The organism is Gracilimonas tropica DSM 19535 (assembly GCF_000375425.1).
GTDB lineage: Bacteria > Bacteroidota > Rhodothermia > Balneolales > Balneolaceae > Gracilimonas > Gracilimonas tropica.
The window spans coordinates 501,556-522,921 of sequence record NZ_AQXG01000001.1 but is presented as its reverse complement, the minus strand read 5'-3'; the positions used below and the strand labels follow the sequence as shown (position 1 = coordinate 522,921).

The 21,366-nt window shown below is 43.0% G+C and carries 17 protein-coding genes; 9 read left to right on the top strand and 8 right to left on the bottom strand.

The window, feature by feature from the left end:
* Positions 1-2 precede the first annotated feature (2 nt).
* A complete protein-coding gene (locus B151_RS0102390) occupies positions 3-662 on the bottom strand; it encodes an O-methyltransferase (protein WP_020401996.1) in 660 nt (219 codons plus the stop codon).
* A 54-nt stretch (positions 663-716) separates the two neighbouring features.
* Between B151_RS0102390 and B151_RS0102385 the strand changes: the two genes are divergently transcribed.
* Positions 717-1,382: a lysophospholipid acyltransferase family protein gene (locus B151_RS0102385; RefSeq protein WP_020401995.1), complete on the top strand. Its 666-nt coding sequence runs from the start codon at positions 717-719 to the stop codon at positions 1,380-1,382.
* 13 nt (positions 1,383-1,395) lie between these two features.
* On the opposite strand, the gene B151_RS0102380 is transcribed toward B151_RS0102385, so the two are convergent.
* Positions 1,396-2,460: a hypothetical protein gene (locus B151_RS0102380; protein WP_020401994.1), complete on the bottom strand. Its 1,065-nt coding sequence runs from the start codon at positions 2,458-2,460 to the stop codon at positions 1,396-1,398.
* A 54-nt stretch (positions 2,461-2,514) separates the two neighbouring features.
* On the opposite strand from B151_RS0102380, the gene B151_RS0102375 reads away from it, so the two are divergent.
* The 6 genes from B151_RS0102375 (at position 2,515) to B151_RS0102345 (ending at position 8,571) form a co-directional block, all read left to right on the top strand.
* Complete coding sequence (locus tag B151_RS0102375) at positions 2,515-3,663, top strand: glycosyltransferase family 2 protein (protein ID WP_020401993.1); 1,149 nt, start codon at positions 2,515-2,517, stop codon at positions 3,661-3,663.
* A gap of 67 nt (positions 3,664-3,730) precedes the next feature.
* Positions 3,731-4,648: a tyrosine recombinase XerC gene (gene xerC, locus B151_RS0102370; protein ID WP_020401992.1), complete on the top strand. Its 918-nt coding sequence runs from the start codon at positions 3,731-3,733 to the stop codon at positions 4,646-4,648.
* A gap of 41 nt (positions 4,649-4,689) precedes the next feature.
* Complete coding sequence (gene hpf, locus B151_RS0102365) at positions 4,690-4,989, top strand: ribosome hibernation-promoting factor, HPF/YfiA family (protein ID WP_020401991.1); 300 nt, start codon at positions 4,690-4,692, stop codon at positions 4,987-4,989.
* A gap of 19 nt (positions 4,990-5,008) precedes the next feature.
* On the top strand, positions 5,009-6,043 hold the full coding sequence (hprK, locus tag B151_RS0102360) for an HPr(Ser) kinase/phosphatase (RefSeq protein WP_020401990.1): 1,035 nt from the start codon (positions 5,009-5,011) through the stop codon (positions 6,041-6,043).
* Between the two features lie 84 nt (positions 6,044-6,127).
* Positions 6,128-7,102, top strand: coding sequence for a M23 family metallopeptidase (locus B151_RS0102355; RefSeq protein WP_020401989.1), 975 nt, complete (start codon positions 6,128-6,130; stop codon positions 7,100-7,102).
* Between the two features lie 95 nt (positions 7,103-7,197).
* The gene (locus tag B151_RS0102345; RefSeq protein WP_020401987.1) at positions 7,198-8,571 is read left to right on the top strand and encodes a M28 family metallopeptidase; all 1,374 of its coding nucleotides are present in this window, start codon (positions 7,198-7,200) and stop codon (positions 8,569-8,571) included.
* Between the two features lie 8 nt (positions 8,572-8,579).
* On the opposite strand, the gene B151_RS0102340 is transcribed toward B151_RS0102345, so the two are convergent.
* From B151_RS0102340 to B151_RS0102320, 5 genes are all read right to left on the bottom strand, one after another.
* Complete coding sequence (locus B151_RS0102340) at positions 8,580-9,266, bottom strand: TrmH family RNA methyltransferase (RefSeq protein WP_020401986.1); 687 nt, start codon at positions 9,264-9,266, stop codon at positions 8,580-8,582.
* A gap of 60 nt (positions 9,267-9,326) precedes the next feature.
* Positions 9,327-9,998, bottom strand: coding sequence for a response regulator transcription factor (locus tag B151_RS0102335; protein ID WP_020401985.1), 672 nt, complete (start codon positions 9,996-9,998; stop codon positions 9,327-9,329).
* 118 nt (positions 9,999-10,116) lie between these two features.
* Complete coding sequence (locus B151_RS0102330) at positions 10,117-10,818, bottom strand: alpha/beta hydrolase (RefSeq protein WP_157470646.1); 702 nt, start codon at positions 10,816-10,818, stop codon at positions 10,117-10,119.
* An 8-nt stretch (positions 10,819-10,826) separates the two neighbouring features.
* Positions 10,827-11,174, bottom strand: coding sequence for a hypothetical protein (locus tag B151_RS0102325; RefSeq protein WP_020401983.1), 348 nt, complete (start codon positions 11,172-11,174; stop codon positions 10,827-10,829).
* Positions 11,158-11,544: a VOC family protein gene (locus B151_RS0102320; protein ID WP_020401982.1), complete on the bottom strand. Its 387-nt coding sequence runs from the start codon at positions 11,542-11,544 to the stop codon at positions 11,158-11,160. Before B151_RS0102320 ends, B151_RS0102325 begins: the two co-directional genes overlap by 17 nt.
* Before the next feature lie 233 nt (positions 11,545-11,777).
* Here B151_RS0102320 and rsmI point away from each other — a divergent pair, with 233 nt between their 5' ends.
* Positions 11,778-12,461: a 16S rRNA (cytidine(1402)-2'-O)-methyltransferase gene (rsmI, locus tag B151_RS0102310; protein WP_020401980.1), complete on the top strand. Its 684-nt coding sequence runs from the start codon at positions 11,778-11,780 to the stop codon at positions 12,459-12,461.
* Complete coding sequence (lnt, locus tag B151_RS0102305; protein WP_020401979.1) at positions 12,458-14,017, top strand: apolipoprotein N-acyltransferase; 1,560 nt, start codon at positions 12,458-12,460, stop codon at positions 14,015-14,017. The genes rsmI and lnt overlap by 4 nt, the downstream gene beginning before the upstream one ends.
* 6 nt (positions 14,018-14,023) lie before the next feature.
* On the opposite strand, the gene sov is transcribed toward lnt, so the two are convergent.
* Positions 14,024-21,337 (bottom strand): T9SS outer membrane translocon Sov/SprA, encoded by a 7,314-nt coding sequence (gene sov / locus B151_RS0102300; RefSeq protein ID WP_245550339.1) that lies wholly within the window; start codon positions 21,335-21,337, stop codon positions 14,024-14,026.
* Positions 21,338-21,366: the final 29 nt, after the last annotated feature.

Here is a 21,366-nt window from a genome sequence, read left to right as displayed (position 1 = left end):
CCTTATTTTTTGCGGATCAGGTTTACACCGTCTCTTACCGGCAACAATACCTGTTCCACCTGCTCATCTTGTGCTACCATCTTATTAAATGCATCCAGTGCATGGGATTTATCATCTTCAGGCCGTAAAACAGTTCCATCCCAAAGTACATTATCGGCTACCAGAATTCCATTTGATCTCATTTTATCAACACACATTTTATAATATTCAGAATAACCGAGTTTGTCTGCATCCAAGAAAACCAAATCGAATGTACCCGGAATTTTAGGGATCTCCTGCCGGGCATTCCCTTTGATGAGTGTTATTCTCTGCTCCTGATCATACTTCTTAAAATGCTTTTCAGCGAGTTCCTGGTACCGCAGGTTCATTTCTATTGTAATTATCTCCCCATCATCCGGTAAAGCCTCAGCCATCATGATTGCAGAATATCCGGTGAAGGTCCCGATTTCAAGTACACGTTTTGCCCCTGAAATCCTGATCAGCATTTTCAATAGCTGCCCAACCAGGTTCCCGCTTAACATATCGATGTATTCCAGCTCATTGTCTGAAGATGCGATCAGCTCTTTTATGTTTTCTGATTCGGGTGTTGTTGCCTCCAAGGCATACTTCTCAATATTCGGGTCGCTGATCTGAACGATGGGTTTTCCTCTGTGCTTTTTCATAGATTAAAAGATAAGGGTCAATACCTGTACATCTCCACAAAAAAACAGATCACATTGGAATTTATACCTGCAGACGAATCCCGTTTTTTTATTTGGTTCTTTGAACGTTATACCGAATGGTCTTTGAAGAGACGTTTTAAGCAAGTTTGGGTGAAGCAATCCTATAAACCAAAAGCCGACTCCAAAACCGTTTACTTTCTCAACCACAATATGTGGTGGGACGGGCTTATACCTCTTTTTCTAAACCGACATTTTTTCAAACAAAATGCACGCGCCCTGATGGAAGATCAACAGATGTGGCAGTACTCTTTTTTCAGTAAGATCGGAGCCTTTTCTATAAATCTGAACAACCCGAAGTCGGCGATACGTTCTTTAAGATATGCAGTTCAATCTATGGACAGAGAGAGGGCTTCTTTGTTTATTTACCCAGAAGGAAAGATCACTCCCGCTTCCGAAAAAGTTCCGGAATTCAAGCAAGGGTTGGCTTGGCTCTATCAAAATTTAAACGACGTCGATTTTGTACCCATTGGCCTTTACGCTCATTTTATTCGCAGCAGTAAGGCTGAATTACACATCTCAATTGGAAATAATATCAAATTAGATAACTCATTGAGCAAGAATGAAATATCCAATTTACTTTCGAAAGAACTTAACAGTATACTGTTATCGGTGAGAGAAACAGCCGGCTTCGACGATCAGAACTTCACTCCCCAGTTTTAGCTTTTTCGGCATTTTACCACGTCCATGGGTACATAAGGGATGATTTTTGCACCCAATGAGCATCCTTATACATGTATCTTAGCCTCATATTCACGAGTGGCCAGAACAATGAATTATAGATATTTTCAGGATATATATACTCTGAAATTCCTTGAGCTGCAATAACTTCGTCGTTATACCTTAAAATTGCATTACCCTGAAATCGCTCATAAAAAGGTCCATTGTCGATTTTATTTCTATACTGAATATTAACAGATGCTTGATTAGAATTTAGTTCAATTTTTTTGGCTGAATGTAAACCGAAGACATTTCTGCTAAAGTACGACAGCTTTTGATCCGTGAAATATTCCAATACGGTTTTATTATCATGATCTATCAACCAGGCCTCCATTTGTTCTTCCTGATGTTTATTCATCAGGTAATAGACCAGCGTAAACTCCTCAAAATGATACCTCCCCCAATACCAATCCTTAAAACTATCTTTCATAGGTTCCTGACCAACATTATGATCGTGATACCCAATTCCTTTGAACTGAACGACTTTATGATCTTCATGAAGCCCTGTTTCAATATCAACCTCCCAATCCATGCGAGGCATTATGAGGTTCCACGCGTGCCGGTCATCATTCTCTGAATGAATCAATTGCGGATTCGGCCAGCTTCCCTCCGCTTTTAAACTCCCTTTGATAAAATGTCCTGAATCTAATTTCTGATCCAGCCTGAGGTTTACGAGTAATTTCTGCTCCTTGGGCCTGTAATTAAAAAGATCATCCCCCACCCGAAGCTCCATTTCCTGCTCATCCCAATGAAATGAAGATTCCTCGTATTCAAGGAAACTATAATACACGGGTTTTGATTTACGGTACAAAGATACACTAATGGCCGGAGCAGGATTTTTAAACTTTCCATTAGATAATTCTTTTATATTATTGACTGAGAATGGATTAGAATGATAAAAAATAATCACAAAATGATACTCGCTATCATGGCTTTGTCCATCAAAGTACCACCACTCATAACCTTCTCCCGATAATTTTTCGGCCGGAGAATGCGCCTTAAAATCTGTAGATATATTCATATGCTATTTTTTAACCTGTTGATGTCCAACACCTAACGACTCTTTATTCGTTCAATGGAAATACTTCTTTACATAGGCGCCAGTTACATCCTGTTTACCCTCATCGTATTTACCAGAAACTGGTTTGAATTCCGTTCATTATCCCAACAACAAGTACCTGCTGCCGACCCAAAAACAGCCCCTTTAGTTAGCATTTGCATTCCTGCACGAAATGAGGAAACGGTCATAGAACGGTGTGTAACCTCTGCCCTCAAACAAACTTATCCTAATTTTGAAGTTTTGGTATTAGATGATAATTCAACCGACAGAACCGCATCAATTTTGGAAGAATTGTCAAGTATTGTTAAGAATGTACATACCATATCCGGTAAACCAAAACCCGACAGCTGGCTTGGAAAACCCTGGGCGTGTCATCAGCTTAGTCAACGGGCCAAGGGAGAGTATCTGATATTCATTGACGCAGATGTTTGGCTTGAAGATAACGCTATTCATAAGGCTGTCAATGCTTTAAAGAATTCAGATGCAATCACTGTTTGGCCTAAACAACAGGTACTTACTTTTTGGGAGAAGCTTATCATTCCTATGATCTACTACGGATTGTATACTCTTCTGCCTGCTAAGTATGTAGAACAAAATCCCAGGTGGCTGCCGAATAATCTCCGGCAAAAAATGGGGCCTGCTTTTGCAGCTGCTTGTGGACAGTTCATTGCTTTTAACCGAGCTGCATATGATAAGATCGGAGGACATACTTCAGTGAGAGAAGAGATCGTAGAAGATGTAGAGCTGGCAAAACAAGTAAAACGAAGCGGGTTAACGATTGCCATGTTTGACGGAGTTGGTACAGTGAACTGCAGAATGTATCAAAGTCATACTGAAATATTTGAAGGGCTACGTAAGAATTTCTTTGTCGGATTTGGCCGGAATCTCCCTCTTTTTCTTTTCATGGCGGCCATGCAATTCATCGTGTTTGTGATTCCCTTTGTAATTCTTGCATTCGGCTCACCCCAACAGAAGGTTTTTGCAGGAGTCCTCATAGGTATATTTTTGATTCAGCGCTGGCTGCTCGATCTTAAATTCAAATGGAACCCCCTTATGAGTATGCTCCAGCCGTTTACGATTCTATGGTATGAAGTACTTGGAATACGATGCATTTGGGATCACTATACCGGAAAAAAAACTTCCTGGAAAGGACGTGATGTGTGAGTAAAATTCATTTCAACTTCACTATTATTCGTTTTCTTTTTTGCGGATTGATAGACATATTTGTGGCATGAAAGCATTGATCGAAAAATACCTGAAATATCTGTCTATAGAACGCAATGCTTCCAGGCATACCATTACCTCCTACCGAAATGATCTTGAATCTTTTTTAGCATTTACGGCTTCCATTGAAAACAAAGAAGTCGACAAAGTTGACGTTTCAGGCATCAGCCGATTGAGTATCCGGCTATGGCTGGGAGAGCTGTCGGAACAAAACTTAGCCAAAAGTTCCATTGCAAGAAAAGTAGCAGCGCTTCGTTCATTTTTTAAATACTGTTTTAAAAGAGGCTATATCGACAAGAACCCGGCACATCTGCTGGTGGTCCCTAAAACAGAAAAAACACTCCCAAAAACCGCCACCGTACAGGATATCGAACGCATGATGGAAGCTGTAGAAACTGACACTATCCAAGGTTTACAAGATCGGGCTATTCTGGAATTATTCTATGGAACAGGAATGCGTTTAAGTGAGTTAACCGGGCTAAATAAAACAGACGTAAACCTTCGCCAGAATCAAGTAATTGTTAATGGGAAGGGAAATAAACAACGTATCATTCCCCTCGGAAAAACCGTCGTATCCATTTTGAAAGATTTTTTAACAAGGAGAACCGAATTATATGGAGAACGAACAGATAAGGACGCCAAAAAAGCGTTATTCATCGCAGCCGGCGGACAACGGATATATGACCGTGCTGTACGTTATATGGTAGAAAAATATTTAAAACAAACCAGTGAGGTTACACAGAAAAGTCCACACGTGTTGAGGCACAGTTTTGCCACACATATGTTAGACAATGGAGCCGACATACGGGTGATCAAAGAATTTTTGGGCCATGCCAACCTTGCCGCAACGCAGGTTTACACACACACCAGCATTGAACGGCTAAAAAACGTGTATGAGCAAGCCCATCCACGAGCTAAAACATAAATTATTAATTAACTAAATCATTAAGATTAAGGAGTATCATAATGAAAACTACATTCACAGCACGCCATTTTGAAGCAAGCGCAGATCTTCAACAATACTGCCGGGACAGCGTCGAAAAGCTCGAACAGTTTTATGACCGTATCGTGATGTGTGATATAATTTTAGAACCCACCCCTGACGATGATGCTCCTCAACAGGCAGAATTGGTGGTAAAAGTGCCTCGCAAAGTTCTTACGGCAAAAGAATCGGCAACTTCCTACGAACAGGCCGTCCATAACGCTATTGAAGTTGTAAGCAGGCAACTGAAACGCTATAAAGAAAAAATGAACGCCACTAATTAAATCTATTAACTGATCAAGAATGCCTTTTAAACCTCAAGAGCCAATCCCAAGAAAAGAAAAGATCACCGTTGAATACCTGGTGGAAAAACTAAGGGAACGTGTGAACATCAAAATTGAGTCGTGTGCAGCCGAAAATTGCAGTGGCGACCGTTATATTGTCGAAGCAGACTTGCATCGGCCGGGATTGGCTCTTGCAGGTTATATTGATCTTTTTACTTATCAACGCATACAAGTAATCGGAAATACAGAGACCCAATTCCTGGAGCATATGGGCGAAGACAAGCAAAAGGAAGCATTTCGGAATATTGCTCAGTTCAAAATACCTGTTATCTTTTTGACCGCCAGCAATCAACTTCCAAAATATTTACTTGAAATTGCCAAGGATTCAGGGATCCCTGTTTACTCGACCCCACTCGAAACCACCCGCTTCATGTATCTTTTGCGTGATTTCATGGAAGATCAGTTTGCCATACAAACCATGGTTCACGGTTCCATGATGGACGTCTACGGGATCGGCATCCTCGTTGCAGGAAAATCAGGTATTGGAAAAAGTGAAGTGGCTTTAGATCTGGTTGAACGAGGACATCGTTTGGTTGCAGATGATGTAGTGATGCTCACAAAAAAGAATAATGTATTGATGTCGTCTGCAACTGAAATGAGCAAACACTTCATGGAAATTCGCGGGCTGGGTATCGTCGATGTTATGTCTATGTTTGGGATTCGATCCATTCGGTATCAAAAACGACTGGAAGTAGTACTCGAGCTCACCCTTTGGGATGAAACCCGCGAAGTGGAGCGTACCGGGCTAAACAACGATTCTGTAAACATTTTAGGACTCGACATCCCACTTATTCACCTGCCCATTACCCCCGGAAAAAACATTACTGTTATAGCCGAAGTGATCGCAATGAACTATCTCCTCAAACACTACGGATATGATCCTGCCAAAGCTTTTCAGGAGCGTATTAAATCGAGTATTGGAGCAAAGGCAAAGGGAAATAATGATATGACCCCCAGACGTGCCATCGAATATTTTGAAGGCGACATCGAATAATTTGTAACATTAGAGTTTTCTGCTCCTCTTTGAATGTGAAGCTCAGCTTACTATCTTTGACAAGTTTTTCAATAAGGTTAGTATATGTCTATTAAGAATCATTACTACTACGATGAAAAGAACTGCGAATTTGTACCCATCGAGTACAATCGCATTGAACAAGTCGTTTATAACTTATCTATATGGATCCTTTCCGGCGTGGTTTTAACCGGAATCGGCATCATCCTCCTATCCACCTACATTGGTACACCTGCCGAATTAGCCTTGAAGGCTGAAAATGACGTGCTGTATTCTCAGCTTGAGGAAACCAAGAGTTCATTGATCGCTCTGGACGATCAGATCAAGGAAATAGCCGAAAAAGATAATGAGGTATACCGTTCTGTGTTGGGAATGGAGAAGATCTCTTATGAAGAACGTCAGGCCGGTATAGGTGGAACAGATCCTTACAGTGAATTTGATGTATACAATGAACCTACCACAGAACTACTGAAATGGACGGCTTCCAAAATTGATAACCTTGAACGAAAAATAGGTATTCAGAAACTGAGTTTTGAGGAGATCAAACAGCAGTATAATAATAACAAAGAACGGATGAGTAACATCCCTGCCATAAAGCCAACTGCCGGTATCCTGCTTAGTGGCTTTGGAATGAGAAATCATCCTATCCTTAAGTATCCAAGGCCACACAACGGGCTGGATTTTCGAGCCGATATAGGTGATGCCGTGCTAACCACCGGCGACGGTGTGATCAAATATGCCGGCCGCCAAAGTACACTTGGTCTTATTGTCATCGTTGATCATGGTTTTGGTTATGAGACCTTATATGCACATCTCTCCGGTTTTGCCAAGGGTATTAAAAAAGGAGCTAAAGTATCTCGTGGACAACAAATCGCCATGGCCGGTGATTCCGGTTTATCGGAAGGCCCTCACCTACACTACGAAGTACACTACAAAGGCCAACCTGTAGATCCTATCTATTACCTTTTTGCTGATACCTCCCCGGAAGAATATGCACTCTTTAAAGAGATCTCAGAGACCAATAAAAACTCTCTTGACTAAATTCTTAAAGCCACTTTTTGAGTGGCTTTTTTTATAGCATCAATCCACGGTTTTCTTTTTCTTTCCCTTCCAACTTTTAATCCAAATAGATACATATGAAGTCTGCTTTTCCATTGATTATGGTTCTTCTCTTCCTTGTGAACGGATCCTTAAGATCACAATCTGTCTTAAATGAGACCAATAAAGAAAACGCACAAAAGATCATCACAATGGCCATGGAAAGTGATGTTGCATGGAACCGGCTTACCTACATGGCAGACACATTCGGCCATCGTTTTAGCGGAAGTGAAAGCCTCGAAAAATCCATTGACTGGATCGTCGAAACTATGGAGCAAGATGGGTTTGATAAAGTTTGGACTCAACCGGTGATGGTTCCTCATTGGGTGAGAAATGAAGAGTCAGCCACCCTTATTTCACCCAGAAAAAAGAATTTGCCCATGTTGGGACTTGGTGGAAGTGTAGCCACTCCAAAAGAAGGAATTACAGCGGAAGTAATTGTGGTTAAAAGCTTTGAAGAGTTGGAGAAGGTAAAAGATCGGGTTGAAGGAAAGATCGTTCTGTTTAATGCAGAATTCACTTCTTATGGAAGAACCGTTCAGTACCGCACGAACGGAGCCATTGAAGCTGCTAAACACGGTGCGGTGGCGAGCCTGATTCGGTCCGTTGGGCCATATTCAATGCAAACTCCTCACACCGGAGTGATGTACTATGAGGATGATGTAAAAAAAATTCCTCATGCGGCTATCACGGTAGAAGACGCCATGTTGATTCAACGGTTATATGACCGGGGTGAGTCAATCAAAATTCATTTGCAGATGAATGCCGAAACCTTTCCGGATACCGAATCCAGAAATATAATTGCGGAGATCAAAGGCACGGAGCATCCGGAAGAAATAGTGGTATTAGGCGGCCATATCGACTCCTGGGATGTGGGACAAGGAGTTATGGATGACGGAGGTGGTTCCATCGCAGCCTGGGAAGCAGTTCGAATTATGAACGAAATGGGAATCAAACCTAAACGAACCATTCGCGTTGTACTTTGGACAAGTGAGGAAGTGGGAATTCAGGGCGGTAATGAATATCACCGATGGGTGAAAGAGGAAGAACAGTCGTTGGATGATCACATTTTAGCCATGGAATCTGATGCCGGTGTATTCGATCCTTTAGGGTTTGGCTTTACCGGAAGTGAAGAGGCGTTTCAAATACTAACCGAGATCGGAACATTGCTCAAGCCTATTGATTCGGGTGAAGTGACCAAAGGCGGTGGAGGTGCTGACATTGGTCCCCTTATGCGCGAAGGTGTACCCGGAATGGGATTAGTTGTAGATGGATCCCGCTATTTCTGGTATCACCACACAGCTGCAGACACTATGGACAAACTGGATAAAGAAGATTTCAATGAGTGTGTGGCAACTATGGCTGTATTCGCTTATGCCGCGGCAGATATTGAGCAGAGAATTCCAAGGTAAGCAGTAAATCAGCTTCCCTCCCCTTTTAAGAAAGCCTTCTCAAGCTTTTCTCCGGCTCTGATGGATTGCCTCAGCCATTCAAGGGTTAATTCTTCGATCTCATTTTTGGAGAGCTTCCAGGGGATATCGGCAGCACGCAACCTGCGGGTGAGATTATATAAACAAACGGCCGCACTTACCGAGATATTAAAGCTTTCACTAAAGCCATACATCGGTATTTTCATGAAACCATCGGCCAATTCAACAGCCTTTTCACTGATTCCATCAATTTCAGAACCAAAAACCAAAGCTGTTTTTTTAGTGATATCAAGCTCATTAAGGTTCGTATCATCTTTATGGGGTGTAGTGGCAATGATGCGATATCCATTTTCCTTCAACCTTGAAAAGCAACGTTCAGTGTTATCTGTGCCAGGCTTGTTGTACCGATGAATAGTCAACCACTGATCTGCACCAATTGTAACCTGATTCGATGCCTCAAACTTGTTTTGATTTTCAATGATATGCACATCCTGAATACCAAACCCATCACAGCTTCGAAGCACCGCGCTGGCATTATGGGGCTGATAGATATCCTCAACAATTACTGTTAAATGGCGGGTTCTTTGTTGGGCCGTAGATACAATTTTCTCCCACCGAGATTCAGTTGCAAACTCCCGCAAATAGCTGATCAGTTCTTTTCTTTTATCAATATCCATAAAATAAAAAAGCCTCGTACAGCTTAACGATGCACGAGGCCAAATAGTAATTAATGACGGTTATTCACAGCGGAATAAGAATCCTTTTTTCCTGATGGTTTCGATATAATCAACATCGGTATGTTCACGGATCTTCTTACGCAAATAACTTATATATACATTGATATAATTTGTTTGCGTATCAAAATGGATATCCCATACCTTTTCAGCAAGCTCTTCCTGAGAGATTACCCGGTTCTTGTTCTTCATAAAATAAACCAACAGGTTAAACTCATTATTCGTTAACTGAGTTTTTTCCCCATTCACCGAAAACTCTCTTCTCAACAAGTCCACTTTTAATTCTCCACAAAGCAATTGCTGTTCCCCGGATGATTCAGAACGTCGCTTGATCGCATCCATTCTTGCAATGAGCTCCTCTGTATTGAAAGGCTTGGTGAGATAATCATCTGCACCCACTTTCAAACATTTCACTTTTACATCGGTTTCCTGCTCTCCTGAAAGAATCAGCACCGGGGTAGACACATTCTTATCGCGAATATTTTTGCAAACTTCGTATCCATCTCCATCCGGCAGGCCTAAATCCAAAACGATCATATCATAATCGTCTTTAACTGCATTTGCTTCCCCATCGGTAGCATTATCAGCGGTAGAAACGGAATTGCCATTGTGTTCCAGTACGGCCTTAACTAAAGTACGTACTGAGGGGTCATCTTCAATAACAAGTATATTCATGTCCTGTGCCGGTTTAAATAATAGCTTTGTTTGTAGAATTGTGATTAAGGTACTGCGAAACCTTATCGGGATTAAAATAACTTAACAAACATTAGAGTCAAAAGTATAACTTAATTTTTCATGATTCAACATACCCAAAATTATTCAGCCACTTTTTACTTTCTATTAAATATGCATCGGTAAGTTCATGTCTCTCATTTACTAATTTAAAACTGGCATTAAAGCCCTCTGAGGCTAAAACCTCAATACATTCCCGCTGCGGATCAGGATAAACACTGGTATCGTTTTTTCCATGTACTGCCAACACATTCAAATGTTTGGCTTGATCTCTTTTACCGTCAAAAACTTCAATTTTTATACGTCCGCCTGCCACAATAACCTCATCTGCCATAGTACTTCTGGAAAGAGCAAAATAACCGGCAAGGTACCCTCCCATAGAATAACCAAAAACGCAAACTCTGCTTACATCGGCTTCTGCTCTAACTTGGTCAATGACTTTCTCGAGGAAAGAAGACGCTTTTTCCAGGGATTCCAAAAAAAGAGATTGGCTTCCGTCGTACACATACCAAGCCCTGCCCCATTTTGAAAATTCTTTTTGGCGGGATGAATCATAAACCGGATAAGGCCCCTGAATAAATAAATGATAAGCCTCCAAGTCCATCATCGGCTTCATCTTCTTTTCAAAATAGCGGATGTTTTGATTGTACCCGTGAAGATAAATAATGAGTGGTTTCTCAACTTTTCTCGAACCGATCTCCTTTAATTTAAACGGCACACCAATCTCGAAAGAGGCTTCACCGGAAATCTGTTTCTTAGGCATGGTTTTATTCAAAAAAATCTATTTAAAAAGGTATCTAATGGAGATTGTTTTTTGATGACTGCAACGATCGCTAAAATCAATGAAATACCATAAACCAAGGGATCCAGAATTGCATAAACATTAGCCAAAAATTCCATTGCAAACCTCAAAAATAACAGTTTGACCGCAAGATAAAATCCAACCGTAAAGAACAGCGTCCCAAAAAAATTGATCGCACCGATCACGTACGGATTCTTATCCTCAAGAAACTTTTCCCGTGTGCCAATCTTATTGTATTGATGGCTCAGATCACGATCCAATTCATTCTCGAATTCTTTCTGGTCAAGCTTTTTTTCTATGTCATTCTTTTTCTTCATAGAAGAATTCAATCATATTTCCATCAGGATCACCTATAAACAAAAACCTGCCTTTCTTTCGGTTAGCCGGCCCGCTCATGATCGTTACTTCCTTTTCACGAAAGTATTTAGCCAGCTCGTCTACCTGTTTCGGAGAATCCACATAAAACCCAAAATGGTCGACCCGGAAATCTCTTGAGGTGGGATCATAGCTTGTCTCAGCTTCAACAATCACCAGGGTATCTTCTTCCCCTATCTTGTAAACGGCCATGCTCTGTCCCATGGTTTTAACCAATTCCAGGCCAAGGATATCTCCATAAAATTCTTTAGAAGCGTCAATTCGATTTACGCGAATGGTAATGTGATTTATTCCGGAGGGTGTGAAATTCATATTGCTATATAGATAGTTTTAAATTGTTTTGGGCTCAAACATACAACCCCCGCAGGAAATTCCAAAGCGGGGATAAAAGGTTTTGATATCCGGAAAGCGTTATGATTTTTGGCAGACCGTTTTTTAAACCTTATCACACAAATTTTCAAATTCATTCTATGGCTCATAGTACTGTTTGTTTTTTGGATGATGTAGTTTGATATTTGTAGACTTTCAAACCCAAAAATTATTTCGTGTCTACACTATTTATTGTCGCAACTCCCATTGGTAACCTGCAAGATTTTTCACCGCGGGCGGCTGAGGTCCTCAAATCTGTTGACTACATCGCTTGTGAAGACACGCGCACTTCCGGCCATTTGCTCCAGCATTTTGGCATCGATAAACCAACCTTTGCCTTTCACCAGCACAATGAGCACCGAAAAGTGGCGCATCTGCTGAATATTTTAGATGCCAACCAAGATGTTGCGCTAATCAGTGATGCCGGAATGCCGGGTATTTCTGATCCCGGTTTTTTAGCTGTTCGGGCCGCTCAAAACGGCGGTCATACCGTTAGCGTGATCCCGGGCCCGGATGCTGCAACAACGGCCTTGGTGGCCAGCGGACTTCCCTGCGACCGTTATGTGTTTGAAGGATTTCTTCCCCACAAAAAAGGGAGACAGAAGAGATTGGGCGAACTTTCTGAAGAGGAAAGAACCATCATCATTTATGAAAGCCCAAACAGATTGCTAAAACTTCTCGGTGAGCTGGAAGAGCATTTTGAGGAAAACCGTTTAGCCGCCGTGGCACGTGAACTCACCAAAAAGTTTGAAGAAATTTTACGGGGCACCATAAGTGAGCTGAGAACAGAGTTTGAGCAACGAGATTCCATTAAAGGTGAAATTGTAGTAGTTGTTTCAGGAAAAGGATATTCAGAATGAATGATTTTTTAGAGAATAAGTGGGCGGTTTCAATAACGGCAGGAATATTACTGGGGTTGAGTTTCCCCCCGGTTAACCTCTCATTTTTAAGCTTTCCGGCCTTTATTCTGCTTTTCCACTTATCAAGTATAACAGATTCTTACAAACAGCTTGCCTATTACAGCTATGCCGGATTCGTGACCTGGAACCTGATTGGAACTTATTGGCTGATGATGGCAAGTCTTCCCGCAGGTATTGCAGCCATCCTTGCCAACAGCGTATTAATGACCATCCCTTTGTGCCTTGCCAAGTTTTTTGCAGACAAAGGAAAATCACCGGTTTTGATCGCTCTTTTACAAGCCTCAGCTTGGGTCGGTTATGAATATTTACACCATCATTGGGATCTTTCCTGGACGTGGCTGGCTATTGGAAATGCCTGGGCTAACTGGACCGGGATCATACAATACATTTCCGTGACCGGGTTTTTAGGGATCTCATTTTGGGTGATCTTTACTTCAGCTCTCACCTATCGTTTTTTATTGAGTCGCGACAAAATTTTAGCCTATACGACCATTGCTGTTTTTATACTTTTCCCGGCGTGGTCTTTTGTGCTATATAGCAGCACTACCGAAATTGGATCCACTTCCGGTGAACCCGTTGAGGTTGCCATCGTCCAGCCCAATCATGACTCATACCTAAGCTATGGCGGCATGAGCGGCCTCAGAGAAGTTGTTGACAGCCTTTTTACCCTCACTTCCCGAACCATCACCCCAGGTACCGATCTCATTATTTGGCCGGAAAATGCGATAGATGGAGCTATTTTTGCAGATTCCAGAACAGCCCTGAGAATCGCCGATTCCGCCAAAAGCTGGAATACCAGTTTTATAACCGGAACCGGTTTGTTTAAAAGCTATGAATCTAATACGGATGAATTATACCGGGGAATTTTGAAAGACTCCGGGCGTCCCTACAATTATTTCAATGCCGCACTTTTTATAAAACCTGATGGCAATATTTCTGACTACGAGAAAGCCAACCTGGTTCCTATTGTTGAGCGAATTCCTTTCGTAGAAACTTTAGCTGCGGTCGATATTTTTGATTGGGTTAATTGGGGTAAAATAGCCGGGTTTGGAAAAGGAGATGATCCTGATATGATACAAACGCCGGATTTTACCACTCCCGGACTTATATGCTATGATTCAGTTTACCCTTCCTGGATCCGGGAATTTGTTCGTAACGATGCTTCCTTTATCACCATCATCACAAATGATGGCTGGTGGGGAAACACGTCAGGACATTTGCAACATTTTGCTTATGCCCGCCTCAGAGCGATTGAATTTGACCGATGGATTGCTCGAAGCGCCAACAATGGAGTATCGGGCATTATATCGCCAAACGGTGAGATCATCCGGGAAACTGAATATTGGACACGTACCGGATTTACGGCTACCATTTACAACCGAAGTACCAAAACCTTCTACACCCGTTTTGGAGACTGGCTGCCATTGGCCTGCTTGATTCTGAGCTTCATTTTTTGTGGGTTTTACAGCTTCAGAAACTCCGGTTCAAACCTATAAAATCCCCTACCTGGATTGGATCGCAATTCGGAAATTAAAGCGAATTTCATGATTGGTTCGTGGCGGGAATGCCGATGATTTTGGAGATACGTTCGTAAAGGTGTACTCAAAATTTGAGGTTACAGTCTGTGAGAAACGATAGCCTATATTCAGCGAGGCATTGATGCGGGTTTGTCCTGTTACAAAAGGATCGTTGAAGTCATATTGGTTGACGTCAGGAATCAGGTCAGCCGTGCTTAATACTTCATCAATATCCTGCCCTAAATTAAATTTCTCTTCGGTATCATCAGCCACCCCTCCTGTTATTGAAAGATCTACATTGTTCTTGATCTTGGGAAAGAATGGTATTGTCAGGTTTCTGAACGTATAATTGATAGTCGCATTCAGCCCCTGAGAAGTCCGCTCCGTTATCGTACTACTGGAAAGTGCCAGGCTGGTGGTTCGGCTGCGATCCATACTGATCTGGGTTCTCAATTTAGATTCCCAGGTAATATTTAACTGAACCAATGGGGAAAATCGTTGCTCTACATTGATAGAAGCAGGTTCATAAACTCCTTTATTGTTGATCACAGAGAAAGCTCCTAAGCCCTGCCCATCCTGGATACCGGTGATGGTATTGAGATTCCATCCCAACCGGTAATTACCCTGGTAAGCATGTGTAAGGGAAGCCGCACTCATCGCATTTCCGATGAAAGGAATGATCTTCTCAACCCCTGACCAGGTTACTCTCCAATTAGGCATAGGAATGGGTGTATACCCTTTTTTACCGATCGCTTTGTTTCCACTGCCGATGTAAGCATACCTGAAATCTTCAGCCAGAGTATTACGATTCAAAACAATTCGGCCGTCTCCATTTCCTCCGGCTTCCGGCATATCACTAATGATTCCCTCTTCAGCATTCAGATCATCAAAAGCAGCTTGTAGCTGGCGTTCAAATATGGACCTGTAGCCGGAACCAAATGCCCAAACAGAAGATCCGATATTTCCGCTCGCAGAAAGCGTAGTACCAAAATCCCCGCCCGGAGTAAGTGATATGTTATTCGTTACGCGCTCGTCCCATTCGGTAGACCAATTCAAGTCCACAGACAGATTAGAGAATAGATTGAGCTTGGTTCCCATAGCCAGTTTATCGGAAAAGGTATTGTTTTTGGGAATATTGATCGTTGAACTGGACGGACTTTCCTGTATAAGCTGCGATATTGGAATTTCTTCAGCAAAACCCAAACGGTAACCAATAGGCGGTGAGTATTTTCCACTTGAAGGATCGGAGAAGGCATAAAAGATCTGGGAATTTCCCAAATATCCGGCCTGGTTTGAAGTTTTACTCTGATTATAACTCAGGTCAATATTTTGCATACTGAAAACAGCCAACACAAGCTTTCGTCCAATATACTGGAGGTCCTTAAAAAGGTCGGGGGTAGGTTTCTCATCACCCTCTCCTGCTTGCGACCTGTTGTTAGCCTTATTTCTTTGCCGGTCACGAGTCTCTTCCTGATCCGTTTGCTTCATTTCTTCAAAGAAGCTAATACGGTCTAATAAACTGCCAATACCAAGCTTCAAGGTATGATCAAGACGGTAAGTATTGGAAACTTCAGCTCCCAATCCGGATCCGCTGGGGCTGTTGGTCCAGCCGTAACCGCCACTGTACGAAGCGGAATAGGTGAGCCAATCCAGGGCTTTGATTTGGTTTAATTTCGGTCTCCAGCTCGCCGTATAGGTTTCCTGATAATTGGAGCGTCGGGCAGACAGTGTATCAAAAAAGACCCCTTGTAGGGTTTCGAAGGTAGGCCGTAACTGATACGAAGTACTGTCGATATCAAGCCCGGTTTTAGGAATATCTTCACGGCCTGCCCCGGAAAGATCAAAATTCGTATTCGTTCTGAAAGAGATCGGAATACTTGGGGTCAGGTTATAGTTGAGACCAAAGCTGGATTTATGATTGAAGGTCTGGCTTTGCTGCAAAGGCTGAAGTTGATCCATCCCTTCATTATCTAACTGAGGCCGGCGTCTTTTTTCATTATAAGAGCGGTTCAAGTTTGCGGAAGCAGTGATGGATGTTGGCATATAACCGAGCCTCAACTTCGACATCACCCCTAAAAACGGAAGGTCTTCTGTAAACCCAAAAGGCTGCCACAACTTCACATTATTGAACGATAAATTATAAGAAATCGATGAAGTATAATTCCAGTCATCCTGAAACTGGATCTCCGGATTCTTCAAACTACCCTGGTTATAAACATAGCTGAGCCGTGTATTATCAAGCGTATATTGAGCCAGTTTACTCTTTGAGTTTTTCTTCGAGATGTTTGAGGCATTCACCGAAAAACTCTCCCGTACGGTTTCAATGTCATTCAGCCTTTCACTGATGATCGTCTCCTTTTCAGCTTCAGAAAGCTCATCATTATTTCGGGTGGCATTGATGAAATCCTGAGTTCGGGTATCTCCCTGATTCGGTAAGAATTTGGGCGTTGAAATATTTCGCCGGGTTGAAACATTAACCGGGAAACTCCAGCCATAACGATCCGGGATCAGCTTATGAAGGTTTACTGTAGAGTTCAGATCATACCCAAATTCATCGGCAACACTACGGTTACCCAAACGAGAATCCAACCCTCCAAAACCGGTCGTTGTTCTGGTGAAATTGGTGTTTACCGTAGCGAAATCTGCCATCTTGAAACTAGCCTTGGCATTGGCTTTCCAGCCTTTCTCATTATCGAAACCAGAAAGACGTAGTTCGTTCAGCCAAAATTCAGCATCCAAACTCGGGCTTCCGGGCGAACCGGTATCGGTGGGGTCGTAGGGATTCCGAACTCCCATACCGATTTCACCGATGCGTCCCAAAGAGGGGTTTCCTTTAATGGCTATGACCGCCCCTTCTGCAATCTGTTCTCCGTCCTGCATTAAGGGCATTTCAAAACGCTGATTAATGTCAGTGATACCACGTTGTTCCCGAAGTTGCTTTAACTCATTAAAAGCAGCCAAAACAATGTTCATGCTATTCTCCTCATATAACCACACTTGTTCGGCATCCAGAGCCAATTCCCCGCTTCCACCTTCGGAGCTGTAGGGAGCATAGTTATAATCCGGATCGGAAGGGGTAACCGGTTGGCGGTACTCGTAGTAATTCGTATTCAGGTCGGTTCCCATTCTGATCACAAGCTCGGCATTGGTTCGCCCAAGATCCTGGGAGTTTTCCCTATATCCTTCCCCATGCACAAACATTCTCATATTGCTGTAGTTCAGCAAATTAAGTCCGCCGGGATATACTCTTTTTATCATCTGGATCTGTTGTGGCCCCAATTCTTCTACTTTCAACACGATGGACTGCTCATTCTGAAGCGTATTCACCTGAACGCCCCGGTTCAAGGCACGAATAGATCCTTCCGGCTGGCGGTACGGTACAGGTTCACGGTTGGCATTTTCTTCTATATTGATCGTAGAAACCTGAAAGTCGCCGGTGGTATTCTGGGTCTCATCTATGTTTTCAACTTTTCTCCACTGACTTCCAATGAACTCAAAAGTCGCGAAACGCATGGTGAAAGGTTTCTTGTACCCTGACATCCACATACGGATATGGCTGATATTCTGAAATCCATCGATCTCTCCAACTTTGCGTTTAAAGTCAGACAAAGGGATCCTTACGAGATGCCAACGCTCTTCCTGGAAATCTCCCGGTACACGGTCAACAATGTAGGTTCTTTCATCAAGCTGATCCGGATTGGTCTCGATCTGCAGGTCTTCTGCAGGATTTAGAGCGATCTCGTACTGGTAATAATTGTTATTGGTTTCAATATTGGAACGACTCTTTAAACCTTCTGTGTCTGGTCTTGGGGTAATAGCCCGCTTCTCTCCTCCTGCAACCGGAGTATTACCTTCGTGATACCCCAATAATCTGTGAAATCGTTCATTCAACGGCAGATCCTGGACAATCCCTTCCCCGTAATACACATAATCATCATTAGAAGGATCCGCTAAAATAGACTGAAATTCAGGCGAATTTTCTCCATAAGATACCCGCATAGAGTCAATGAATTCAGCGAAAAGAGCCGTTTCCACTTTCTCATCATCAAAGCCATTGGTATTGGGAACTCCATCAAACCCGACATCTTCAAGATCCCTGTTTTCGTTGGAAAACTGTCCTTGTGGAGCTGTTGGATTGGCCGGCACAAAAGAACGGGGTTGTGTACTTAAGTTATCCGGTTCCAGGTTATCCGGGTTGCTGGCCAATCCGTCTTCTGTATTGAGATCGAAGTTTGGCACCACATCTTCCGAGATCGTACCAATTTCTATAAAAATCTTCCCGTCATAATCTTCAAGATCCTGCGCTGTAGGCTCCCTCCCTCCCGGTAAAATGGGCTGCACCCAAAATTCAATAAACTCGATGTTATTTTGAGTAAGATCCTCTTGTCCGGATGGCAATACGGCCGTCATACCGCCCCACATCTTTTCCGGCTCGTTTTCCAGTTTATTCTTCAGGTCGTAATTGTAATTATAGGGACCTCTTTCCTGCGGGTTATAGTACACATCCAGTGTTGAGATTTCCTGATCCTGCGCATTCACAACTTCCCTTCCCGGAAATACCGATTCCGTAAGTACTTTTCTGGACTCAGCCGTTCTTTGTACCCCTCCAAGCAAGCTTTCCACATTTCTTGGGATGGTATACCAAGAAAACTGACTTCGAAGATCAGAACGTGCTATCTTGGATTCCAGTGAATTGGTGATCGGAGAAGTCTCATTCTCGAAGAACGCCGCATCAGGCTCATACCCCGTAATTGCAGCCGGAGCTGCAGCTAAATTCCAGCGTGTGGCGCTGTTAAGACTTATACTAACTTCCGAGCCTTCGAAATCATCTACAAAGGAGAGACCGTTTTCCTCATCCGGATACAGTTCACCGTTGTCAATGGCCTCCCGCACAGCATTGGTTTGAGAGACACCGGGACGCAGTTGAGCAAATTCACCGCTAAAGCTCACATTCGATTCAGCTTTAGTTTGAAGCAAGGGAACTTTGTCGATGAGCCGGGTAACCCAGGGGGTTTCAAATTCTGCCGTCGCATCCATCCCCAATATGGTATTATTAATAGACTCATTTTCAACACGGATCTTGTCAGACAGGGGTTGTTCCTTCAACTTGAAATACGTTCCACCTATTTGAATATCATCGGTGATCTTATACTCTGCTCGCAAACCCGTAAAGTTCTTCTGACCGATCTGGTTAAGCTGATTATTTTCATACTCGATCTGAATATCCTGACCTGCTGCAAGATACTGCTCATTCAGGATAGTGATGCTTCCAAAAGAGTAATCCACTTCATAATCAACTCCCTCTGTCAATTCGGTTCCGTTAGCAAATACTTTAACCGAACCCTCAACCAGGCTAAAACCGAGCGTAAAGTTTCCGGATACTCCGCCTTTTGATGAGCCCTCGATCTTGTAATAATTATTCTTGTTGCTGTTATCGGCCGTACTTTGCTTTTCGTTGTATAATTCTGTGTAGGCCAGGGAGTTGATCACAGAATCTGAAGCAGACGATGCTTCCAGGAGATCCGCAATTCTGCCTCCAAAAGGTTCCAAATACGGAAATAAAATCACACCGGTACGGGGATCCAGCACCATCCCTGAAAAGTCAATGCGGTTATCCGGGCTTAAAGCTCCCTGGGTATCGGTACGGTCAAGCCCAAGATCCTGAAGCAATGTACTGCTTCGGTTTGGCAGGTTGGTATCGTCCACATTACCACTGGTGAATTTGATATCCAGCTCCAAGCCATCCTGCGTAAGGTCAGAAACACCTAACGAATATACGTTCCTCATAGTTAAGGGCCACGTTTTCAGGTCAGGGGTCGGGTTGTCGGTTCGCAGCAGTTTTAAATAAGTCAGCTCCGGTGATTGGGATGAGATATCACCGACCTCGATGTTATCTACCCCTTCTCCGGGTGCTCCTCTCCTGACAAAAGACACCGCCAGGTAAGCGCCGGTACTCAGCGTTCTGTTCAAACTGATATAACCCAATGCTTTATATATGGTATAATCAGCTCCTTCCTGAAGCGGGCGAAAATATCCATTATAGAAATCATTCCCCGATACATTGAAATCGGCTGCAGAAGCACTGGTATTACTTCGGTTTTGCTCCAGTAAATTATCATCAATGCTGTCTAATGCAGGATTTGGAAGGCTATATGTTCCATCCGAACCTTCTACCACACCCAGATCCGCAAAAGCTGCAGCACGCACGGCCTCGGGATCGGTTGTATTGATCTGAGGCTCCGATATCCACACTTTAATATCCGAAATTTGATACGCCTGTGTAATCTGCTGTGGATTCTCCACATTATCTTCAAATTCCTGGCGATTATAGAAATCAATGAAAAAGTGCCGGTTATTTTGATATTCAATTGGACGAATAGAGATCTGTGTTTCCTGTGAACCACCGGTGATCGTCTCCGTTTCGCTTTCTCCTTTCTGTTGAGATACTACGGAAGTAAGTTTCAGCGGCCCAAGTTCTGCGATCGATTTTATGCCGAACAAGGAAGCCCCCCCTCGTATCAGTGAGTTCCCCGTTTCCATAGAAACGTTCCCCAGCTCGATCTGCTTTATGATCTCATCCTCATATCCACGGTAAACAATACTAAGCCGGTTTTGAAAATCGAACGCCCTTTCGGTATCCCAGTCGGTGGCAATGGTAAGTTTATCACCGATTGTCCCCTGAATGTTTAACTGCAAATTCTGATTGAAAGTTGGGTCTATGCGGCGCTGAAGATCCGGAGCAATGGTTGGATCATCGATATTTTGAATGGAAACCCCCACATTCATATTCGCAGAACCATTAACCCGAAGATTCACTTCCGGCTTCCCGAAAATAGTTGTGAAAACCGATGACTCACCTCCCGGAATCTGAAGGCTGAAATCCAGTAACCCTTTTTGATCAGCTTGCTGCTGCTTGCCTTCTTCTATCAGCTCATACTGTATCTGTTTTATCTGCTGCCGCTTTTTATGTTGGGCAAACTCACTGAATGTGTATTTTGAAGGAACGCCGACATCAATTCCCTCGATCTTGCGCTGTACCGTATATGTATCGGTAGTATCCCAGATGGTCTCAAATCTCTCCTTGGCCGACTTTATATAGTAGAGCTTGCCGGGTTGAACCGCCGGGGCTACACTCACCGGACCCGAAGGCGGTCGGTAAATAAACTTCATGCCTTTGGGAATAGAATCTGAAGCAACAGAATCAGCATCTAAACCGATCATGGTCGTATCGGTGGCTGTTGAATCCTGCGCAAAGATATCCACCGATATCATCCCATTCATCAAACAAAAGAATGGCAAGTAAATTACTAATTTTAAAAAAGAATGCA

Coding starts and splice junctions, on each gene's coding strand:
- hpf (WP_020401991.1), top strand. CDS start 4,690: ATGAAAACTACATTCACAGCACGCCATTTTGAAGCAAGCGCAGATCTT.
- B151_RS0102380 (WP_020401994.1), bottom strand. CDS start 2,460: ATGAATATATCTACAGATTTTAAGGCGCATTCTCCGGCCGAAAAATTA.
- B151_RS0102320 (WP_020401982.1), bottom strand. CDS start 11,544: ATGAATTTCACACCCTCCGGAATAAATCACATTACCATTCGCGTAAAT.
- hprK (WP_020401990.1), top strand. CDS start 5,009: ATGCCTTTTAAACCTCAAGAGCCAATCCCAAGAAAAGAAAAGATCACC.
- B151_RS0102375 (WP_020401993.1), top strand. CDS start 2,515: ATGGAAATACTTCTTTACATAGGCGCCAGTTACATCCTGTTTACCCTC.
- B151_RS0102390 (WP_020401996.1), bottom strand. CDS start 662: ATGAAAAAGCACAGAGGAAAACCCATCGTTCAGATCAGCGACCCGAAT.
- B151_RS0102345 (WP_020401987.1), top strand. CDS start 7,198: ATGAAGTCTGCTTTTCCATTGATTATGGTTCTTCTCTTCCTTGTGAAC.
- B151_RS0102330 (WP_157470646.1), bottom strand. CDS start 10,818: ATGCCTAAGAAACAGATTTCCGGTGAAGCCTCTTTCGAGATTGGTGTG.
- B151_RS0102325 (WP_020401983.1), bottom strand. CDS start 11,174: ATGAAGAAAAAGAATGACATAGAAAAAAAGCTTGACCAGAAAGAATTC.
- B151_RS0102355 (WP_020401989.1), top strand. CDS start 6,128: ATGTCTATTAAGAATCATTACTACTACGATGAAAAGAACTGCGAATTT.
- B151_RS0102340 (WP_020401986.1), bottom strand. CDS start 9,266: ATGGATATTGATAAAAGAAAAGAACTGATCAGCTATTTGCGGGAGTTT.
- B151_RS0102335 (WP_020401985.1), bottom strand. CDS start 9,998: ATGAATATACTTGTTATTGAAGATGACCCCTCAGTACGTACTTTAGTT.
- xerC (WP_020401992.1), top strand. CDS start 3,731: ATGAAAGCATTGATCGAAAAATACCTGAAATATCTGTCTATAGAACGC.
- lnt (WP_020401979.1), top strand. CDS start 12,458: ATGAATGATTTTTTAGAGAATAAGTGGGCGGTTTCAATAACGGCAGGA.